At 74.3% G+C, this 16,250-nt stretch carries 13 protein-coding genes; 10 read left to right on the top strand and 3 right to left on the bottom strand.

The features are described 5' to 3' along the window. The first annotated feature begins 11 nt into the window (after positions 1–11). Entirely contained in the window at positions 12–521 is a 510-nt protein-coding gene (locus IE108_RS15160; protein WP_064730592.1) for an O-acetyl-ADP-ribose deacetylase, read from the top strand. On the opposite strand, the gene IE108_RS15155 is transcribed toward IE108_RS15160, so the two are convergent. Then, on the bottom strand, positions 502–1,665 hold the full coding sequence (locus IE108_RS15155) for a Cmx/CmrA family chloramphenicol efflux MFS transporter (RefSeq protein WP_064730593.1): 1,164 nt from the start codon (positions 1,663–1,665) through the stop codon (positions 502–504). The two genes, IE108_RS15160 and IE108_RS15155, sit on opposite strands and share 20 nt — an antisense overlap. Before the next feature lie 544 nt (positions 1,666–2,209). Here IE108_RS15155 and IE108_RS15150 point away from each other — a divergent pair. The 8 genes from IE108_RS15150 to IE108_RS15115 all read left to right on the top strand — a co-directional run bounded on the left by IE108_RS15150 (position 2,210) and on the right by IE108_RS15115 (position 13,684). Next, on the top strand, positions 2,210–3,802 hold the full coding sequence (locus IE108_RS15150) for an ABC transporter substrate-binding protein (RefSeq protein WP_064730594.1): 1,593 nt from the start codon (positions 2,210–2,212) through the stop codon (positions 3,800–3,802). A gap of 32 nt (positions 3,803–3,834) precedes the next feature. After that, positions 3,835–4,803: an ABC transporter permease gene (locus IE108_RS15145; protein ID WP_064730595.1), complete on the top strand. Its 969-nt coding sequence runs from the start codon at positions 3,835–3,837 to the stop codon at positions 4,801–4,803. 121 nt (positions 4,804–4,924) lie between these two features. After that, positions 4,925–5,737, top strand: coding sequence for an ABC transporter permease (locus IE108_RS15140; RefSeq protein WP_202544529.1), 813 nt, complete (start codon positions 4,925–4,927; stop codon positions 5,735–5,737). Beyond that, positions 5,734–6,801: an oligopeptide/dipeptide ABC transporter ATP-binding protein gene (locus IE108_RS15135; RefSeq protein ID WP_079163723.1), complete on the top strand. Its 1,068-nt coding sequence runs from the start codon at positions 5,734–5,736 to the stop codon at positions 6,799–6,801. The genes IE108_RS15140 and IE108_RS15135 overlap by 4 nt, the downstream gene beginning before the upstream one ends. After that, entirely contained in the window at positions 6,794–7,510 is a 717-nt protein-coding gene (locus tag IE108_RS15130; protein ID WP_064730597.1) for an ABC transporter ATP-binding protein, read from the top strand. The genes IE108_RS15135 and IE108_RS15130 overlap by 8 nt, the downstream gene beginning before the upstream one ends. A 138-nt stretch (positions 7,511–7,648) precedes the next feature. Further along, positions 7,649–11,563: a glycoside hydrolase family 2 TIM barrel-domain containing protein gene (locus tag IE108_RS15125; RefSeq protein ID WP_064730598.1), complete on the top strand. Its 3,915-nt coding sequence runs from the start codon at positions 7,649–7,651 to the stop codon at positions 11,561–11,563. Between the two features lie 122 nt (positions 11,564–11,685). After that, on the top strand, positions 11,686–13,170 hold the full coding sequence (locus IE108_RS15120; RefSeq protein WP_269465972.1) for an AlkA N-terminal domain-containing protein: 1,485 nt from the start codon (positions 11,686–11,688) through the stop codon (positions 13,168–13,170). Between the two features lie 19 nt (positions 13,171–13,189). Next, the gene (locus IE108_RS15115; RefSeq protein WP_064730600.1) at positions 13,190–13,684 is read left to right on the top strand and encodes a methylated-DNA--[protein]-cysteine S-methyltransferase; all 495 of its coding nucleotides are present in this window, start codon (positions 13,190–13,192) and stop codon (positions 13,682–13,684) included. Here the strand turns inward: IE108_RS15115 and IE108_RS15110 are convergent. Beyond that, positions 13,681–14,406: an SIR2 family NAD-dependent protein deacylase gene (locus IE108_RS15110; protein WP_064730601.1), complete on the bottom strand. Its 726-nt coding sequence runs from the start codon at positions 14,404–14,406 to the stop codon at positions 13,681–13,683. The genes IE108_RS15115 and IE108_RS15110 overlap by 4 nt on opposite strands. Before the next feature lie 41 nt (positions 14,407–14,447). Beyond that, positions 14,448–14,942, bottom strand: a complete 495-nt coding sequence (locus tag IE108_RS15105) for an NUDIX domain-containing protein (RefSeq protein WP_064730602.1) — start codon at positions 14,940–14,942, stop codon at positions 14,448–14,450. Positions 14,943–15,107: 165 nt separating this feature from the next. Here IE108_RS15105 and IE108_RS15100 point away from each other — a divergent pair, with 165 nt between their 5' ends. Further along, the gene (locus tag IE108_RS15100) at positions 15,108–16,250 is read left to right on the top strand and encodes a glycerate kinase (RefSeq protein ID WP_064730603.1); all 1,143 of its coding nucleotides are present in this window, start codon (positions 15,108–15,110) and stop codon (positions 16,248–16,250) included.

Here is a 16,250-nt window from a genome sequence, read left to right as displayed (position 1 = left end):
GAGAGGCCCCCATGACCACCATCACCCTCGTCCAGGGCGACATCACCCGCGAGAGCGCCGACGCGATCGTCAACGCGGCCAACTCCTCGCTGCTCGGCGGGGGCGGCGTCGACGGTGCCATCCACCGGCGGGGCGGCCCCGCGATCCTGGCGGAGTGCCGGAGCCTGCGCGCCGGTCACCTCGGCAAGGGCCTGCCCACCGGCGAAGCGGTGGCCACCACCGCCGGCGACCTGGACGCGCGCTGGGTCATCCACACCGTCGGCCCGGTGTACAGCACCACCGAGGACCGCTCCGGCCTCCTCGCCTCCTGCTACCGCGAGTCCCTGCGCGTCGCCGACGAACTGGGCGCCCGCACGGTCGCCTTCCCCGCCGTCTCCACGGGCGTCTACCGGTGGCCGCTGGACGACGCGGCCCGCATCGCCCTCGACACGGTCCGCACCACCCCCACCTCGGTGACGGAGGCCCGCTTCGTCCTCTTCGACGAGCGCGCGTACGAGGCGTTCAGCTCGCGGGCCGGCTGACCGGGCTCCCCGGCCCCCTGCCCACCAGCAGGGCCACCCCCACCAGCGCTCCGCTCACCCACAGCGGCCCCGTCGCCCCCGCCGGGGTGCCGAGCGCCGTCGCCGCGAGGAGCGGGCCCGCCGCCGCGCCGGTGTTGAGGGCCGCGGTCGCGTAGGAGCCGGCCATCGTGGGCGCCCCGGAAGCCGCGTAGAGGACCCGCGTGATCAGGGTGCCGCCCACCGCGAAGGACAGGGCGCCCTGCGCGAAGACCAGGGGGAGCAGGGCGGCGGGCCGGTCCGCCAGGAGGGCCAGGGCCGGCCAGCCGAGGAGCAGCGCGGGCGCGCAGACGGCGACGACCGCGCCGGGGCGCCGGTCGGAGAACCGGCCGGCGACGGTGACACCGGTGAGCGAACCGGCTCCGAACAGGACCAGCGCGACCGTGACCCAGAGTTCGCCCAGTCCGGCGGTGCCGGTCACGACCGGCGCGAGGAAGGTGAAGCTCGCGAAGGTCGCCGCGTTCACCAGGGCACCGAGCAGCATGACCGTCAGCAGGCGCCGGTCGCCGAGCCGGGCGAGTTCCGCGCGCAGCGGAGTTCCCGCGTCCGGCACCCGCGGGCCGGTGCGGGCCGGCACGCCGGCGAGGATGCCGGCGGCGGCGGGCAGGCAGAGGGCGGCGACCGCCCAGAACGTCGCCCGCCAGTCGAGCAGGGTGCCGAGCAGCGACCCGCCGGGCACACCGGCGATCGTCGCCACCGTGGTGCCGGACAGCAGGACGGCGAGCGCGCGCCCCTTCCGGTCCGGCGGGACCAGCGCGGCTGCGGTGGTCAGGGCCACGGCGAGGAATCCGGCGTTGGCGAGCGCCGCGACGACCCGGGTCGCGAAGAGGACGGCGAAGCTCGACGTGACGGCCCCCGCGGCGTGGGACGCCAGGAAGACCAGGACGCAACCGAGCAGGCTCGCCCGCGCGGGCAGGTTCCGGGCGAGGGCGGCCATCGACGGTGCCCCGACGACCATGCCGGCCGCGAAGGCCGTGGTGAGGGTGCCCGCCGTGCCGACGCTCACGTCCAGATCGGCGGCGATGTCCGGCACAAGGCCGGCCAGCATGAACTCCGAGGTGCCCATGGCGAAGACGGCCAGGGCGAGCAGGTACAGGGGGAGAGGCATCGAGTGGCTCCGGGGTGAGGAGAGGAACGAGGAGTCATCTCGTCACCGCGGCCGGCCCGGCCCCGCGGGCGCACCCGTCGGACCGCGGAGCGCGGTGCGACGACGGGGCCGGAGTGCGGGGCTGTGAACTGCGGACTAGGGCCTGTCTGACAATTCCCGTCGTCGCCCGGAGGGCGGCCTTGCGTCGTCAGGTGCGTGCTCTCGGCGTGCCGGGCGTGGAGCCTCGTACTGGATGTACTTGGCTCTGCGCCCGGTGCGGCGAGAGTGCGTGCATGGCGGCGCGAGGCTGGGGGCACCTCCCGGCCGGAGGCTGGGGGAGGGAATTGTCAGACAGGCCCTAGTGGTGCAGGGGGCCGGCGGCGTGACCGAGGGCCCCCACCCTGTCCGATTCGGGACTCGACATGGCCCGCACGCTACCCGACCACCCCGCGCGCGGGCATCCCGGTTTCCCGCCCCGCAGCCTTCGTGCGCCTCCCACCTGGCTTGACGCTTTAATGCGGCTGATGTGCAATAACGTCGCATCGACAACAAGCGTGGGGGAGACATGACAACCCGTCGGATACGAAGTGCCGCCGTCGCGGCGGCGGTTGCCGTCGGCGTCACCGCCTGCTCCGCGCCCGGTGGCGGCGGCAAGGGCGGCGGCGCCGAGGCGGCCGGGTCCGTGGTGATCGGGGTGGCCTCCGAACCGGACACTCTGAGCCCGCTGCTCGGCTACGGCAAGGACGGCAACTCCAAGATCTTCGACGGGCTCCTCGCCCGCGACACCGACCTGAGGCTGAAGCCCGCGCTCGCCACCGCCCTGCCGAAGATCACCGACGGCGGCCTGACCTACACGTACACCCTCCGCGAGGGCGTGAAGTTCAGCGACGGCGAACCGCTGACCGCCCGGGACGTCGTCTACACGTACCGCACCGTCCTCGACGAGAAGACGAACAACACCGCCCGCACCGAACTCGACGCCGTCGAGAACGTCCGCGCCGCGGGCGACGACACGGTCGTGTTCACGCTCAAGTACCCCTACGCCGCCTTCGCCGCCCGCACCGTGCTGCCCGTCGTCCCCGAGCACGTCGCGGGCGGCCAGGACCCGAACACCGGCGACTTCAACACCAGGCCCGTCGGCACCGGGCCGTACGTGCTCAGCGGCTGGAGCAAGGGCGAGAAGCTCACCTTCAAGGCCAACCCGCACTACTGGGGCGCAAAGCCCGCGGTGAAGTCGTTCACCACCGCGGTCATCGCCGACGACAGCGTGCGCGCCACCCGCCTGCGCTCCGGCGACCTCGACGGCGCCGTCCTGCCGCCCAACCTCGCCGCCACCTTCAAGAACGACGGGGGCAAGCGCACCTACGAGGCCCGGTCCTACGACTTCCGGGCCGTCACCCTGCCCACCTCCGGCAAGGTCACCGGCGACCGCGCGATCCGGCGGGCCCTGGACGCCGCCGTGGACCGCCGGGCCATGGTCGACAAGATCCTCGACGGCGCGGGCCGCCCGGCGTACGGGCCGCTGCCCGTCGACGACCCCTGGTACGAGCGCGTCATCGAGCGCCCCCGCGACCTCGCGGGCGCCGGGCGGATCCTGGACGAGGCCGGCTGGAAGGCGAGCTCCGGCGGCATCCGCGCCAAGGAGGGCCTGCGCGCCTCGTTCACCCTGTACTACCCCTCCGGCGACAAGGTCCGCCAGGACCACGCGCTCGCCTACGCCTCCGACGCCAAGAAGGCCGGCATCGAGGTGAAGGTGGAGGGGGCCACCTGGGAGGTCATCGAGCCGCGCATGGGACGCGACGCCGTCCTCGCCGGCTTCGGCAGCGTCGGCGACCCCGACTTCGGCCTCTACACCCTGCTGCACTCCTCGCTGGCCGGCGACGGCTTCAACAACATGGCCCACTACGACGTCCCGGCCGTGGACCAGGCACTCGACGCCGGCCGCCGCAGCCAGGACCCGAAGACGCGCGCCGCCGCCTACGACAAGCTCCAGCAGGCCCTCGTCGACAACCCGGGCTACACCTTCCTCACCCACATCGACCACCTCTACGTCCTCGCCGACCGCTGGGACGGGCTGACCACCCAGCTGGAGCCGCACGAGCACGGCTTCGCCAGCGGCCCCTGGTGGAACATCGAGGACTGGCAGCCCAAGAAGTGACCCGGTCTCCCCGGCGCGTGCCCTGGGGAGCGATGGCGCGGCTGGCGGGGCGGCGGGCGCTGTTCGCCCTCCCCGTCGTCCTCGTCGTCACCTTCGGCGTGTTCGCGATCGCCGCCGCCTCCCCCTTCGACCCCGTCAAGGCGTACGCCGGCACCGCCGCGCTCGGCGCCGACCAGGAGACCCTGGACCGGCTGCGGGAGAACCTCGGCGTGGACCAGTCCTTCGTCGCCCGCTGGTGGCACTGGCTGACCTCCGCGCTCTCCGGCGACCTCGGCCACTCCGGGGTCATGCGCCAGCCGGTGACGCAGGTCATCGGCGAACGCCTCGTCTGGTCCGCGCTGCTGTGCGCCGTCGCCTTCGCCGCCGCCGTCCTGGCCGGCACGGTCCTCGGCGTACTGGCCGCCCGCCGCCCCGGTTCGATGCTCGACCGGGCGGTCACCGCACTCGCGTACGTCCTGGAGGCCGCACCGGTCTTCTGGCTCGCCCTGCTCGCCGTGTGGCTGTTCGCCCTCCAGTGGGACGTCCTGCCGGCCGGCGGCCTGACCGACACCGCGAGCGAGCGGGTCACCGTCGGCCAGGTCGCGAGCCACGTCGCGCTGCCCGCGGGCGTCCTCGCCGTCTCCCAGCTGCCGTGGTTCACGCTCTACGTCCGCCAGGGCGTCGGCGACGCCCTGGCGGAGGACCCGGTGCGCGGTGCGCGGGCCCGCGGGCTGGGGGAGCGCACGGTCCTCGTCGGGCACGCCCTGCGCTCGGGTCTGCTCCCGGTGCTCACCCTGATCGGCTCCCGCGTGCCCGAACTCATCACCGGCGCCCTCCTGGTGGAGAGCGTGTTCAGCTGGCCGGGGATCGCCGCCGCCACCGTCGAGGCGGCCACCGCCGTCGACTTCCCGCTGCTGGCCGCGCTGACCACCCTCGCCACCGCCGCCGTGCTCGCCGGCAACCTGCTCGCCGACCTGCTCTACGGACTGTTCGACCCGAGGGTGAAGCTCAGTGACATGTGACCCCGCCGCGCCCAAGCCCGACCCCGCCGCGCCCAAGTCCACCGCGACCGCGACCGCCGCCGCCCCGGCCCCCGCACCCGCCTGGCGCTCAGTCGGCGCCGCCCGCCGTTCCACCCGCGCCCTGCGCCTGCGCACCTCCGCCGCGCTGCTCGCGCTGACCGTCCTGGCCGTGCTGCTCGTGCCGCCGCTGGTCCAGCTCGACCAGCAGGCCGTCGACCTCGCGGCGAAGCTGCGGCCACCGAGCCCGGAGCACCCCTTCGGCACCGACGACGTCGGCCGCGACCTGCTGCTGCGCTGCGTGTACGGCCTGCGCGTCTCCCTCCTCGTCGGAGTGGCCGCCGCGCTGACGGCGACGGTCGTCGGCACCGCCGTGGGCGCCACCGCCGGGGCGCTGGGCGGCTGGGTCGACCGGGGCGTGATGCGGGTCGTCGACACCGTCTCCTCCGTGCCGCACCTGCTGCTGGGCATCTTCATCGTGGCGATGTTCCGCCCCGGCGTCTGGCCCGTGGTCGTCTCCGTCGCGCTCACCCACTGGCTGTCCACGGCGCGCATCGTCCGCGCCGAGGTGCTGTCCCTGCGCTCGCGCCCCTACGTGGACGCGGCCGTCTCCGGCGGCGCGTCCCGGTGGCGGGTGGCCGTACGGCACCTGCTGCCGGGCGTGCTGCCCCAGGCCGCGCTGGCCGCCGTACTGATGGTGCCGCACGCCATGTGGCACGAGTCCGCGCTGTCCTTCCTCGGGCTCGGGCTGCCCACGCACACCGCGAGCCTCGGCAACCTGATCCAGGAGGCGCGGGGTTCGCTGCTCGCCGGGCAGTGGTGGCCCACCCTCTTCCCGGGCCTGTTCATCATCGTCCCCACCCTCGCCGTCGCCGGACTCGCGGGCGCCTGGAGGGAGCGGATCAACCCCCGCCGCCGATCGGAGCTGATGCTGTGACCGGGCGAACCCCCGTGCTGTCGGTGCGCGGTCTGTCGGTGCGCTTCCTGATGCCCGGCGGCCGCGGCGTCGCCGCCGTGACCGACGCGCACTTCGACGTGGCGGGCGGCGAGTGCCTGGCCCTGATCGGCGAGAGCGGCTGCGGCAAGTCCGTGCTCGCCTCCGCCCTGCTGGGGCTGCTCCCCGGCAACGCGCAGACCGCGGGCGCCGCGCTGCTCGGCGACCTGGACCTGCTCGCCGCCGACGAACGGACCCTCGCGCGCACCGTACGGGGACGCCTCGTCGGCCTGGTCCCCCAGAGCCCGGCCGCCCACCTCACCCCCGTCCGTACCATCCGCTCCCAGCTGGAGGAGACCGTCGCGGAACTCACCGGAGTCCGGGGCCGCACCGCCCTGCGCGCGGCCGCCGAGAAGGCCGCCGCACGCGCCGCCTTCCCCGCCGACCACCTCGACCGCCACCCGCACGAACTCTCCGGCGGCCTCGCCCAGCGCGCCGCCACCGCACTCGCCCTCGTCGGCGACGCCCCCCTGCTGCTGGCCGACGAGCCCACGACCGGACTCGACCGCGACCTGGTGGACCGCACCGTCGACGAGTTGAGACGACATGTCGACACAGCCCACGACGTCGACAAAGCAGACAGTGCGGACAAAGCAGACAGCGCGGACGACGCGGACAACGCAGAGAACGCCGGCAACACGGCGGGCCGCCGGGACCGCGCCCTGCTGATGATCACCCACGACCTGGCCGCCGCCGAACGCGTCGCCGACCGGATCGCCGTGATGTACGCGGGCCGCATCGTCGAACTCACCCGCGCCGCCGACTTCTTCGGCGCCCCCGGCCCCCGCCACCCCTACAGCCGGGGCCTCCTCGACGCGCTGCCCGACCGCGCCTTCACCCCGATCCCCGGCCTGCCGCCCGAACTCGGCGCCCTCCCCGGCGGCTGCGCCTTCGCCGCCCGCTGCGACCGCGCGAGCGACGCCTGCGCCGTACAACCGCCACTGACCGGGACGGCCGCCTGCCACCATCCGCACGCCGCGCTCACGGAGGCCGCCGACCGTGCTTGAACTGCGCACCGTGACCGCCGGATACACCCGCGGCGCGCCGGTCTTCCGCGACGTGACCCTGACCGTCGCACCGGGGGAGGCGGTCGGCCTGCTAGGCCCCAGCGGCTGCGGCAAGTCCACCCTCGCCCGGGTCGCCGCCCTGCTGCACCGGCCCGACGCCGGCACCCTGGTCGTCGACGGCACCCCCGTACGGCAGTGGCGCCACCGGGCCCCCCGGGAGCGGCGCACCGCCTTCGGCGTCGTCTTCCAGCAGGCCCGCCTCTCCGCGGATCCCCGGCTCACCCTCGCCGATCTGATCGCCGAACCCCTGCGCGCCACCGGCCGGCGCGCGGACGCCGCCGTCCGGGTCGCCGAACTGGCCGCCACCGCCGGCCTCACCACCGACCTCCTGACCAGGCGCCCCCACGAGGTCAGCGACGGCCAACTGCAGCGCGCCTGCGTGGCCCGCGCCCTGGTGCTGCGCCCCCGCTGGCTGGTCTGCGACGAGATGACGGCGATGCTCGACGCCTCGACCACGGCCGCCCTGGTGCGGGTCGTGGAGGACTACCGGACCGCCACCGGCGCCGGCCTGCTGGCCGTCGGCCACGACCGCGTGCTCCTGGACCGCTGGTGCGACCGCACCGTCGAGTGGGACGCCCTCACCCGTCCCCGGCCGGAAGCCGCCACAAGTGGCCCACCAGGAACGAACAAAGACCGACGGGATAATTGATTCGGTTGTGTTCGGGTCCTAGGGTGACCATGACCCAGTAGTCGCCGCGTCACCAGCAGTTGCGACCGACCCCCCTGCCAACTGCCCCCACAGCACCGTGTGTTGAGCCGCCCCCGAAGCCCACGGAAGGCCACGGTCATGCCGCACTCGCCCGTGTCACCCACCGGATCCCCGGCCCGCCCCCACCTCCCGGCCGTCAGCCGCCGCCGTCTCCTGGAGGGCGGTGCCGCCGTCCTCGGCGCCCTCGCCCTGTCCGCGTCGCCCACCGGGGCGCACGCGGCCGGACGGCGGCCGGCGGCCGACGCCTCCCCGGAGTGGAACGACTTCGGCGTGTTCCGGCTCGGAACCGAACCGCCGCACGCCACCCTCATGCCGTACCGGGACGCCGAGCAGGCCCTCGCGGGCGACCGCACCCGCTCGCCGTACCGGCTCAGCCTGGACGGCACCTGGAAGTTCGCCTACGCCGACCGCCCCGAGGACCGGGACGCCGACTTCCACCGCACCGACACCGACGACGGGGACTGGGACACCATCCCCGTCCCGTCCGTGTGGCAGCTGCACGGCCACGACTTCCCGATCTACCTGAACATCACCTACCCGTACTGGGGCCCCAACGGCCTCGGCGAGGACCCCCGGCCGCCCGCCGCGCCGACCCGCTACAACCCGGTCGGCCAGTACCGGCGCACCTTCACCGTCCCCCGCGACTGGACGGGCCGCCGCACCTTCCTCCACTTCGAGGGCGTCAAGTCCGCCCACTACGTGTGGATCAACGGCGAACTGCTCGGCTACGACGAGGACTCCTACACCCCCTCCGAGTACGACATCACCGACCACCTGAAGCCCGGCACCAACCAGATCGCCGTGGAGGTCTACCGCTACGCCGACGGCGACTGGCTGGAGGACCAGGACATGATCCGGCTGAGCGGCATCTTCCGCTCGGTCTACCTGTACTCCACCCCCACCGTGCACCTGCGCGACTTCAAGCTGGACACCCCGCTCGGCGACGGATACACCGCCGCCGAGCTGGCCGTCACCGCGAGCGTGCGGGCGTACGGCGAGGGCGGCACCGGCCGCTACACCGTCGAGACCCAGCTCTACGACGCGCGCGGCCACGCCGTCTGGTCCCGCGCCCTCCAGCAGACCGCCGACCTCGGCACGGCAGGCGCCGGCGAGGACGTCACCGTACGGGCCGCCAAGGCGGTGCCCGAGCCCCGGCTCTGGTCGGCCGAGCACCCGTACCTCTACACGGCCGTGCTGCGCCTGCGGGACCCGGCGGGCAAGGTCGTCGAGACCCTGTCCCACCGGGTCGGCCTGCGCGAGTTCGCGCTCAGGGACGGGCTGATGCGGATCAACGGCCGGCCCGTCTCCTTCCGCGGCACCAACCGGCACGAGATGCACCCGTCCCGCGGCACCGCCCTCACCCGCGAGGACATGGTCGAGGACGCGAAGATCATCAAGCGGATGAACATGAACAGCGTCCGCACCTCGCACTACCCCGACAACCCGTACTGGCTGGAACTGGCCGACGAGTACGGCCTCTACCTCGTCGACGAGACCAACCTGGAGACCCACGGCATCCGCGACGAGTACCCCGGCGACCATCCCGACTGGACCGAGGCCTGCGTGGCCCGCGCCCAGAACATGGTCCACCGCGACAAGAACCACGCCTCGGTCGTCATCTGGTCGCTGGGCAACGAGGCGGGCGGCGGCAGCACCTTCACCGCCATGCACGACTGGATCCGCTCCTACGACCCCACCCGCGTCATCCAGTACGAGGGCGACGACCGCCCCGGCATCAGCGACATCCGCTCCGAGATGTACGACACCCCGCAGCGCGTCGAGCAGCGCGCCCGGGACACCTCCGACACCCGGCCGTACGTCATGATCGAGTACGCCCACTCGATGGGGAACTCCACCGGCAACCTCAAGAAGTACTGGGACGTCGTCCGCGCCCACGACGTCCTCCAGGGCGGCTGGATCTGGGACTTCGTCGACCAGTCCCTGTACACCCCGGTCCCCGCCCGCACCCTGCTCACCGAGTCCGGGCCGGCCGCGCTGCGCGGCGAGATCCTCGCCACCCGCGGCAGCCTCGACCGGGACGAGGGCCTGTCCGGCATCACCGTCTTCGAGCGCGACGACAGCCTCGACCTGCGGGGCTCCCTCACCCTGGAGGCCTGGATCACCCCGCACGTGACCGGCTACCACCAGCCGATCATCGCCAAGGGCGACACCCAGTACGCGCTCAAGCAGAACGACCGGAAGCTGGAGTTCTTCATCCACTCCGAAGGCCAGTGGATCACCGCCAACTGGGACGTCCCCGATGACTGGACCGGCAAGGAGCACCACCTCGCCGGCGTCTTCGACGCGGACGCCGGGACGCTGACCCTCCACGTCGACGGTGTCGTACGGGCCACCCGCACCACCGACCGCCGCCCCAGCGGCAACACCGCGCCCCTCGCCCTCGCCACCGACGCCGACAACCAGATCAGGGAGTTCAGCGGCCGGATCCGGCGCGCCCGCGTCTACGCCCGCGCCCTCACCGCCGCCGAACTGGCCCGCGACGACCGCCGTCCGCACGACGACGGCGTGCGGTTCTGGTTCGACGCCGCCACGGTGCGCACCGAGCGGAAACGGCCCCGGGAGAAGACCTTCCTCGCCTACGGCGGCGACTGGGGCGACAACCCCAACGACGGTGCCTTCGTGGCCGACGGCATCGTCACCGCCGACCGCGGGCACACCGGCAAGGCCGCCGAGGTCAAGCGCGTCTACCAGGCCGTCCACGCCACCCGCCGGCCCGGCGGCGGCCCCGGGGCGCTCACCCTCGCCAACGAGTACCTGTTCACCGGACTGCGCGAGTTCGACGGCCGGTGGGAACTCGTCGCCGACGGCAAGGCGGTGCGGGGCGGGAAACTGACCCGGGACCAGCTCGACGTCGCTCCCGGCACCCGCAAGGACATCACCCTCCCCGTCCGGCTGCCGGACGACGCGGAGGAGGGCACCGAGTACTTCCTCGAACTCTCCTTCACCACCAAGGAGTCCGCCCCGTGGGCCGACGCGGGCTTCGAGGTGGCCCGGCAGCAGCTCCCCGCCGGCCCCGAAACCCCCGCCGCCGCCCCCGTACGGCTCGCGAGCGTCCCGGCCCTGCGCCACGACGACCGCGACCGGGAGGTGCGGGTCCGCGGCCGGGACTTCTCCGTCACCGTCGACAAGCGCACCGGCACCATCACCTCCTACGAGGCGAAGGGCACCCGGCTGCTCACCTCGGGCCCCGCGCCCAACTTCTGGCGGGCGCCCACCGACAACGACAAGGGCAACGGCCAGCACACCCGCAACCAGACCTGGCGCGACGCGGGCGCCCGCCGCGCGGTCACCGGCGTCGCCGTGCGGGCCCTCGGCGACCGCGCCGTGGAGATCAAGGTCAGCGGCACCCTGCCCACCACGGTCGAGTCGGCGTACACCACCACCTACACGGTGTTCGGCAACGGCGAGATCAAGGTCGACAACACCCTGCACCCGGGCGCCGCGTCCCTGCCCTACATCCCCGAGATCGGCACCCTCCTCTTCCTGCCGGGCCGCCTGGACCGCCTGCACTACTACGGGCGCGGCCCCGAGGAGAACCACTGGGACCGCAACACCGGCACCGACGTCGGCCTCTACTCCGGCACCGTCGCCGAGCAGTGGACGCCGTACATCCGCCCGCAGGAGAACGGCAACAAGACCGACGTCCGCTGGATCGCCCTCACCGGACCCGACGGCAAGGGGCTGCTCGCGTCCGGCGAACCCCTGCTGGAGGCCAACGCCTCCCACTTCACCCCCGAGGACCTCTCCACCGGCGTCCGGCACGACTACCAGCTGACGCCGCGCGACGAGGTCGTCCTGCGCCTCAACCACCGCCAGATGGGCGTCGGCGGCGACAACAGCTGGGGCGCGCACACGCACGACGAGTTCAAGCTGTTCGCCGACCGGGACTACGCCTACACCTACCGGCTGCGCCCGCTCACCGACGTGCGCGAGGCGATGCGCGCCGCACGGCGGCGCACGGCGACCGAGTAGCCCCCCGCGGGACGGCAGGAAGTCTCCCGGACGCGGGTACCGGTACGCCGGCGCCCAGTCCGGGAAACCTCCATGTCGGATTCCCGCCAGCCCGGGCCCCGTCGGTGCACCATGCTGGACCCATGCAGACGGGAATGCACACCGACACCGAGCGCTGCGTGCGCGCCGTCCGGTCGAAGGACGCGCGGTTCGACGGCTGGTTCTTCACCGCCGTCCTGACCACCCGCATCTACTGCCGGCCCAGCTGTCCCGTGGTGCCGCCCAAGTCCGAGAACATGACCTTCTACCCGAGCGCGGCCGCCTGCCAGCAGGCCGGATTCCGGGCCTGCAAACGCTGCCGCCCCGACACCAGCCCCGGCTCCCCGGAGTGGAACCGGCGGGCCGACCTCACCGCCCGCGCCATGCGGCTCATCGCCGACGGCGTCGTGGACCGCGAGGGCGTGCCCGGCCTCGCCGCCCGCCTCGGCTACAGCGCCCGGCAGGTCGAACGCCAGCTCCTCGCCGAGCTGGGCGCGGGCCCGCTCGCCCTCGCCCGCGCGCAGCGCGCCCAGACCGCCCGCGTCCTCATCGAGACCACCCCGCTGCCCATGGCGGACGTCGCCTTCGCGGCCGGCTTCGCCTCCGTCCGCGCCTTCAACGACACCGTCCGCGAGGTCTTCGCCCTCTCCCCGAGCGAACTGCGCACCCGCGCCCCGCAGCACCGCGTCGCCGGCTCCACCCCCGGCACCCTCTCTCTGCGCCTCCCCTTCCGCACCCCCCTCAACCCCGACAACCTCTTCGGCCACCTCGCCGCCACCGCCGTACCCGGCGTCGAGGAGTGGCGGGACGGCGCCTACCGCCGCACCCTGCGCCTCCCGCACGCTCACGGCACCGTGGCCCTCACCCCCGGCCCCGACCACATCGCCTGCCGCCTCACCCTCGGCGACCCGCGCGACCTGACCGTCGCGATCAGCCGCTGCCGCCGGCTGCTCGACCTGGACGCCGACCCGGTCGCCGTCGACGACCAGCTGCGCGCCGACCCGCTGCTCGCGCCGCTGGTCGACAAGGCACCCGGCCGGCGCGTCCCGCGCACGGTGGACGAGGCCGAGTTCGCGGTCCGGGCCGTCCTCGGCCAGCAGGTCTCCACCGCCGCCGCCCGCACCCACGCCGCCCGCCTGGTCACGGCCCACGGCGACCCGGTCGACGACCCGGAGGGCGGCCTGACCCACCTCTTCCCGTCGACGGCCGCGCTGGCGGCGGTGGACCCGCAGACCCTGGCGATGCCCCGGACCCGCCGCGCGACCCTCACCACCCTGGTCGCCCGCCTCGCCGACGGCTCGGTGAACCTGGGCGTCGAGTGCGACTGGGCCGACACCCGCGCCCGCCTCCTGGCGCTGCCCGGCTTCGGCCCCTGGACCGCCGACGTCATCGCGATGCGCGCCCTCGGCGACCCCGACGCCTTCCTCCCCACCGACCTCGGCGTCCGCCGGGCCGCCGGGGACCTGGGCCTGCCCTCCACCCCGGCCGCGCTCACCGCCCGCGCCGCGGCCTGGCGCCCCTGGCGGGCGTACGCCGTCCAGTACCTGTGGGCGACCGACAGCCACCCGATCAACTTCCTGCCCGCCTGAACCGGGCCGAGGAGCCCCCATGAAACAGCACACCGTGACCGACAGCCCCTACGGCCCGCTCACCCTGGTCGCCGAGGACGGCGTCCTGTGCGGCCTCTACATGACCGACCAGCGCCACCGCCCGCCGGAGGAGACCTTCGGAACACCCGACGACGCGCCGTTCGCGCAGGCGGAGGAGGAACTGACCGCGTACTTCGAGGGCAGGCTGACCGACTTCACCCTCGACCTGCGGCTGAACGGCACCCCGTTCCAGCGCACGGTATGGGACCGCCTCCGCTCCATCCCGTACGGCGAGACCAGGACCTACGGCGAACTCGCCGACGCCCTCGGCAACCCGGCCGCCTCCCGCGCCGTGGGCCTCGCCAACGGCCGCAACCCGATCGGCATCATCGTCCCCTGCCACCGCGTCATCGGCGCCGGCGGCTCCCTCACCGGCTACGGCGGCGGCCTGGACCGCAAGCGCCGGCTGCTGGACTTCGAGCGGGGCGTCCCGGCCCCGGCGCCGCTGTTCTAGCCCAGCCCGCGCAGCAGCTGGGGCAGGGCCGTGCCGATCGGTTCGCGGATCACCTCGTCGGCCAGGTCGTCGTACGGCGTCGGCTCCGCGTTGACGACGACCAGCCGGGCGCCGTGGTCGGCGGCCACCCCGGCCAGGCCCGCGGCGGGCTGCACCTGGAGGCTGGTGCCGACGGCGACGAACACCTGGCAGGCCTTGCTGACGGCGAGCGCCTCACCCATCACGACCGGGTCGAGGCGCTCGCCGAACATCACGGTCGCCGGCTTCAGGACGGAGCCGCACTCCAGACACGGCGGGTCGTCCTCACCGGCGTCGACCCGGGCGAGAGCGTCCGCCATCGGGCCGCGGACCCGGCAGCCGGTGCACACGTAGCTCAGCGCGGTGCCGTGCAGTTCGAGGACCTTGCGGGGGGAGAGCCCGGCGCGCTGGTGCAGGCCGTCCACGTTCTGCGTGATCACGCGGACCGGGACCCCCGAACGCTCCAGCTCGGCGACCGCCCGGTGCGCCGCGTTCGGCTCGGCGCCCAGCGTCCGGTTCGCCCGCCGCATCAGCCAGGAGCGGCGGCGGATCTCCGGATCGCCCATGTAGTACTCGTACGTGACGAGCTTCTCGGCCTCCGGGTCCCGCCGCCACAGCCCGTTGGGGCCGCGGTAGTCCGGGATGCCCGAGTCGGTGGAGACACCGGCCCCGCTGAGGATGGCGACGAGCGGCTTGCTGGACATGCGGTCGAGGGTAGGGCGGCGGGGGCGGGGCCGGCGAACGGTTATCGGCCGACCCGGACGCCGTTCTCCAGCTCCGCCGGGCCCGCTCCGTCCGCCAGTACGTCCAGCGCGGCCAGCACCCGGCCGTGCAGCGACCCGAGCAGGTGGGTGCCGAGTTCGCAGCGCGGCACCAGCCGCCACGACAGCAGTTCCTCCTCCTGGAGCCTGATCGCCTTCAGCTCCTCCTCGGAGAGCACGCCGCCGTCGTACAGGTACGCCACGATCGGCGGCCGGCCCGTGCCGGCCACCCAGTCCACCGCCAGCAGCCGTCCCAGCGGGACGTCCAGACCGATCTCCTCCAGGGTCTCGCGCCGCGCGCCCTGCCGCGGGGTCTCCCCGTCGTCGGACTCGATCGTCCCGCCGGGCAGCGCCCACCCCTCGCGGTAGTTCGGCTCGACGAGCAGCACCCGGCCCCCGGCGTCCCGGAAGAGCGCGGCGGCGCCGGCGAGGACACGGGGGAGGCCGGCGATGTACGTGGCGTAGTCAGGAGTGGTCATCCCGAAAGCGTAGCGAGAGCGGGGCCCGTCCCCGCCGAGGCCGTTCCAGGGTGCGGGCAGGGCATGACTAGGCGGGTGTCCTCCGGTTATGGTCGCAGCGGCGCGACTGCCTTGACGTGCGCAAGGCTCGGAGAGCAAGGGGAGATCAAGGTGGCTGACGCTGCTGTGGACGGGGCCCGCCGGGTGCTCGTCGCCGCGGACAAGTTCAAGGGGTCGCTGACGGCCGTGGAGGTCGCCGAGCGCGTGACGGCCGGGCTGCGCCGTGTCGTGCCCGACGTCGTGGTCGAGGCGCTGCCCGTCGCCGACGGCGGCGACGGCACCGTGGCCGCCGCGGTCGCGGCCGGGTTCGAGCGCCGCGAGGTGCGGGTCGCCGGGCCGCTGGGCGACCAGGTGACCGCGGCGTACGCGCTGCGCGGGGACACCGCCGTGGTGGAGATGGCCGAGGCCAGCGGCCTGCAGCGGCTGCCCGAGGGCGTCCTCGCGCCGCTGACCGCCTCGACTTACGGCTCGGGCGAGCTGCTGCGGGCCGCGCTGGACGCGGGGGCCCGGTCGATCGTGTTCGGGGTCGGCGGCAGCGCCACCACCGACGGTGGCGCCGGGATGCTGGCCGCGCTCGGCGCGCGGTTCCTGGACGCGGACGGCGAGCCGGTCGCGCCGGGCGGGGGCGGCCTCGCCGCGCTGGCCTCGGCCGACCTGTCCGGCCTGGACCCGCGCCTCGCGGAGGTCGAGCTGGTGCTCGCGAGTGACGTCGACAACCCGCTGACCGGCCCGAAGGGCGCGCCGGCGGTCTACGGCCCGCAGAAGGGCGCCTCGCCGGACGACGTGGCGGCCCTGGACGCGGCCCTCGCCCACTTCGCGGAAGTACTGGCGGGCACGGAGTCCGTCGGCGCGCGGGCCGCCGAGTACGCGGCCTCGCCGGGCGCCGGAGCGGCCGGCGGCATCGGGTACGGCGCGCTGCTGCTCGGGGCGCGGTTCCGGCCCGGCATCGAGGTGATGCTGGACGTGCTGGGCTTCGCGCCGGCGCTGGAGCGGGCCGGTCTGGTCGTCACGGGGGAGGGCTCGCTGGACGAGCAGACCCTGCACGGCAAGGCACCGGCCGGCGTCGCGGCGGCGGCGCGGGCGGCGGGCAAGGAGGTCGTCGCGGTGTGCGGGCGGCTGGCGCTGCCGGCGGACGCGCTGGGGCGGGCGGGGATCCGCCGCGCCTATCCGCTGACGGACGTGGAGCCCGACGTGGAGAAGTGCATCGCCGAGGCGGGGCCGATCCTGGAAACGGTGGCGGAGGGCATCGCCAGGGACTTCCTGAGCTGA

This window comes from Streptomyces parvulus (assembly GCF_014648855.1).
Lineage (GTDB): Bacteria > Actinomycetota > Actinomycetes > Streptomycetales > Streptomycetaceae > Streptomyces > Streptomyces parvulus.
The sequence above is the reverse complement of the archived record's forward strand: the minus strand, read 5'-3'. Positions and strand labels throughout refer to the sequence as shown.

Bases quoted from the DNA above. Each gene is read 5' to 3' on its own strand.
- IE108_RS15160 (WP_064730592.1), top strand. From the start codon at position 12: ATGACCACCATCACCCTCGTCCAGGGCGACATCACCCGCGAGAGCGCC.
- IE108_RS15155 (WP_064730593.1), bottom strand. From the start codon at position 1,665: ATGCCTCTCCCCCTGTACCTGCTCGCCCTGGCCGTCTTCGCCATGGGC.
- IE108_RS15150 (WP_064730594.1), top strand. From the start codon at position 2,210: ATGACAACCCGTCGGATACGAAGTGCCGCCGTCGCGGCGGCGGTTGCC.
- IE108_RS15145 (WP_064730595.1), top strand. From the start codon at position 3,835: ATGGCGCGGCTGGCGGGGCGGCGGGCGCTGTTCGCCCTCCCCGTCGTC.
- IE108_RS15125 (WP_064730598.1), top strand. From the start codon at position 7,649: ATGCCGCACTCGCCCGTGTCACCCACCGGATCCCCGGCCCGCCCCCAC.
- IE108_RS15120 (WP_269465972.1), top strand. From the start codon at position 11,686: ATGCAGACGGGAATGCACACCGACACCGAGCGCTGCGTGCGCGCCGTC.
- IE108_RS15115 (WP_064730600.1), top strand. From the start codon at position 13,190: ATGAAACAGCACACCGTGACCGACAGCCCCTACGGCCCGCTCACCCTG.
- IE108_RS15110 (WP_064730601.1), bottom strand. From the start codon at position 14,406: ATGTCCAGCAAGCCGCTCGTCGCCATCCTCAGCGGGGCCGGTGTCTCC.
- IE108_RS15105 (WP_064730602.1), bottom strand. From the start codon at position 14,942: ATGACCACTCCTGACTACGCCACGTACATCGCCGGCCTCCCCCGTGTC.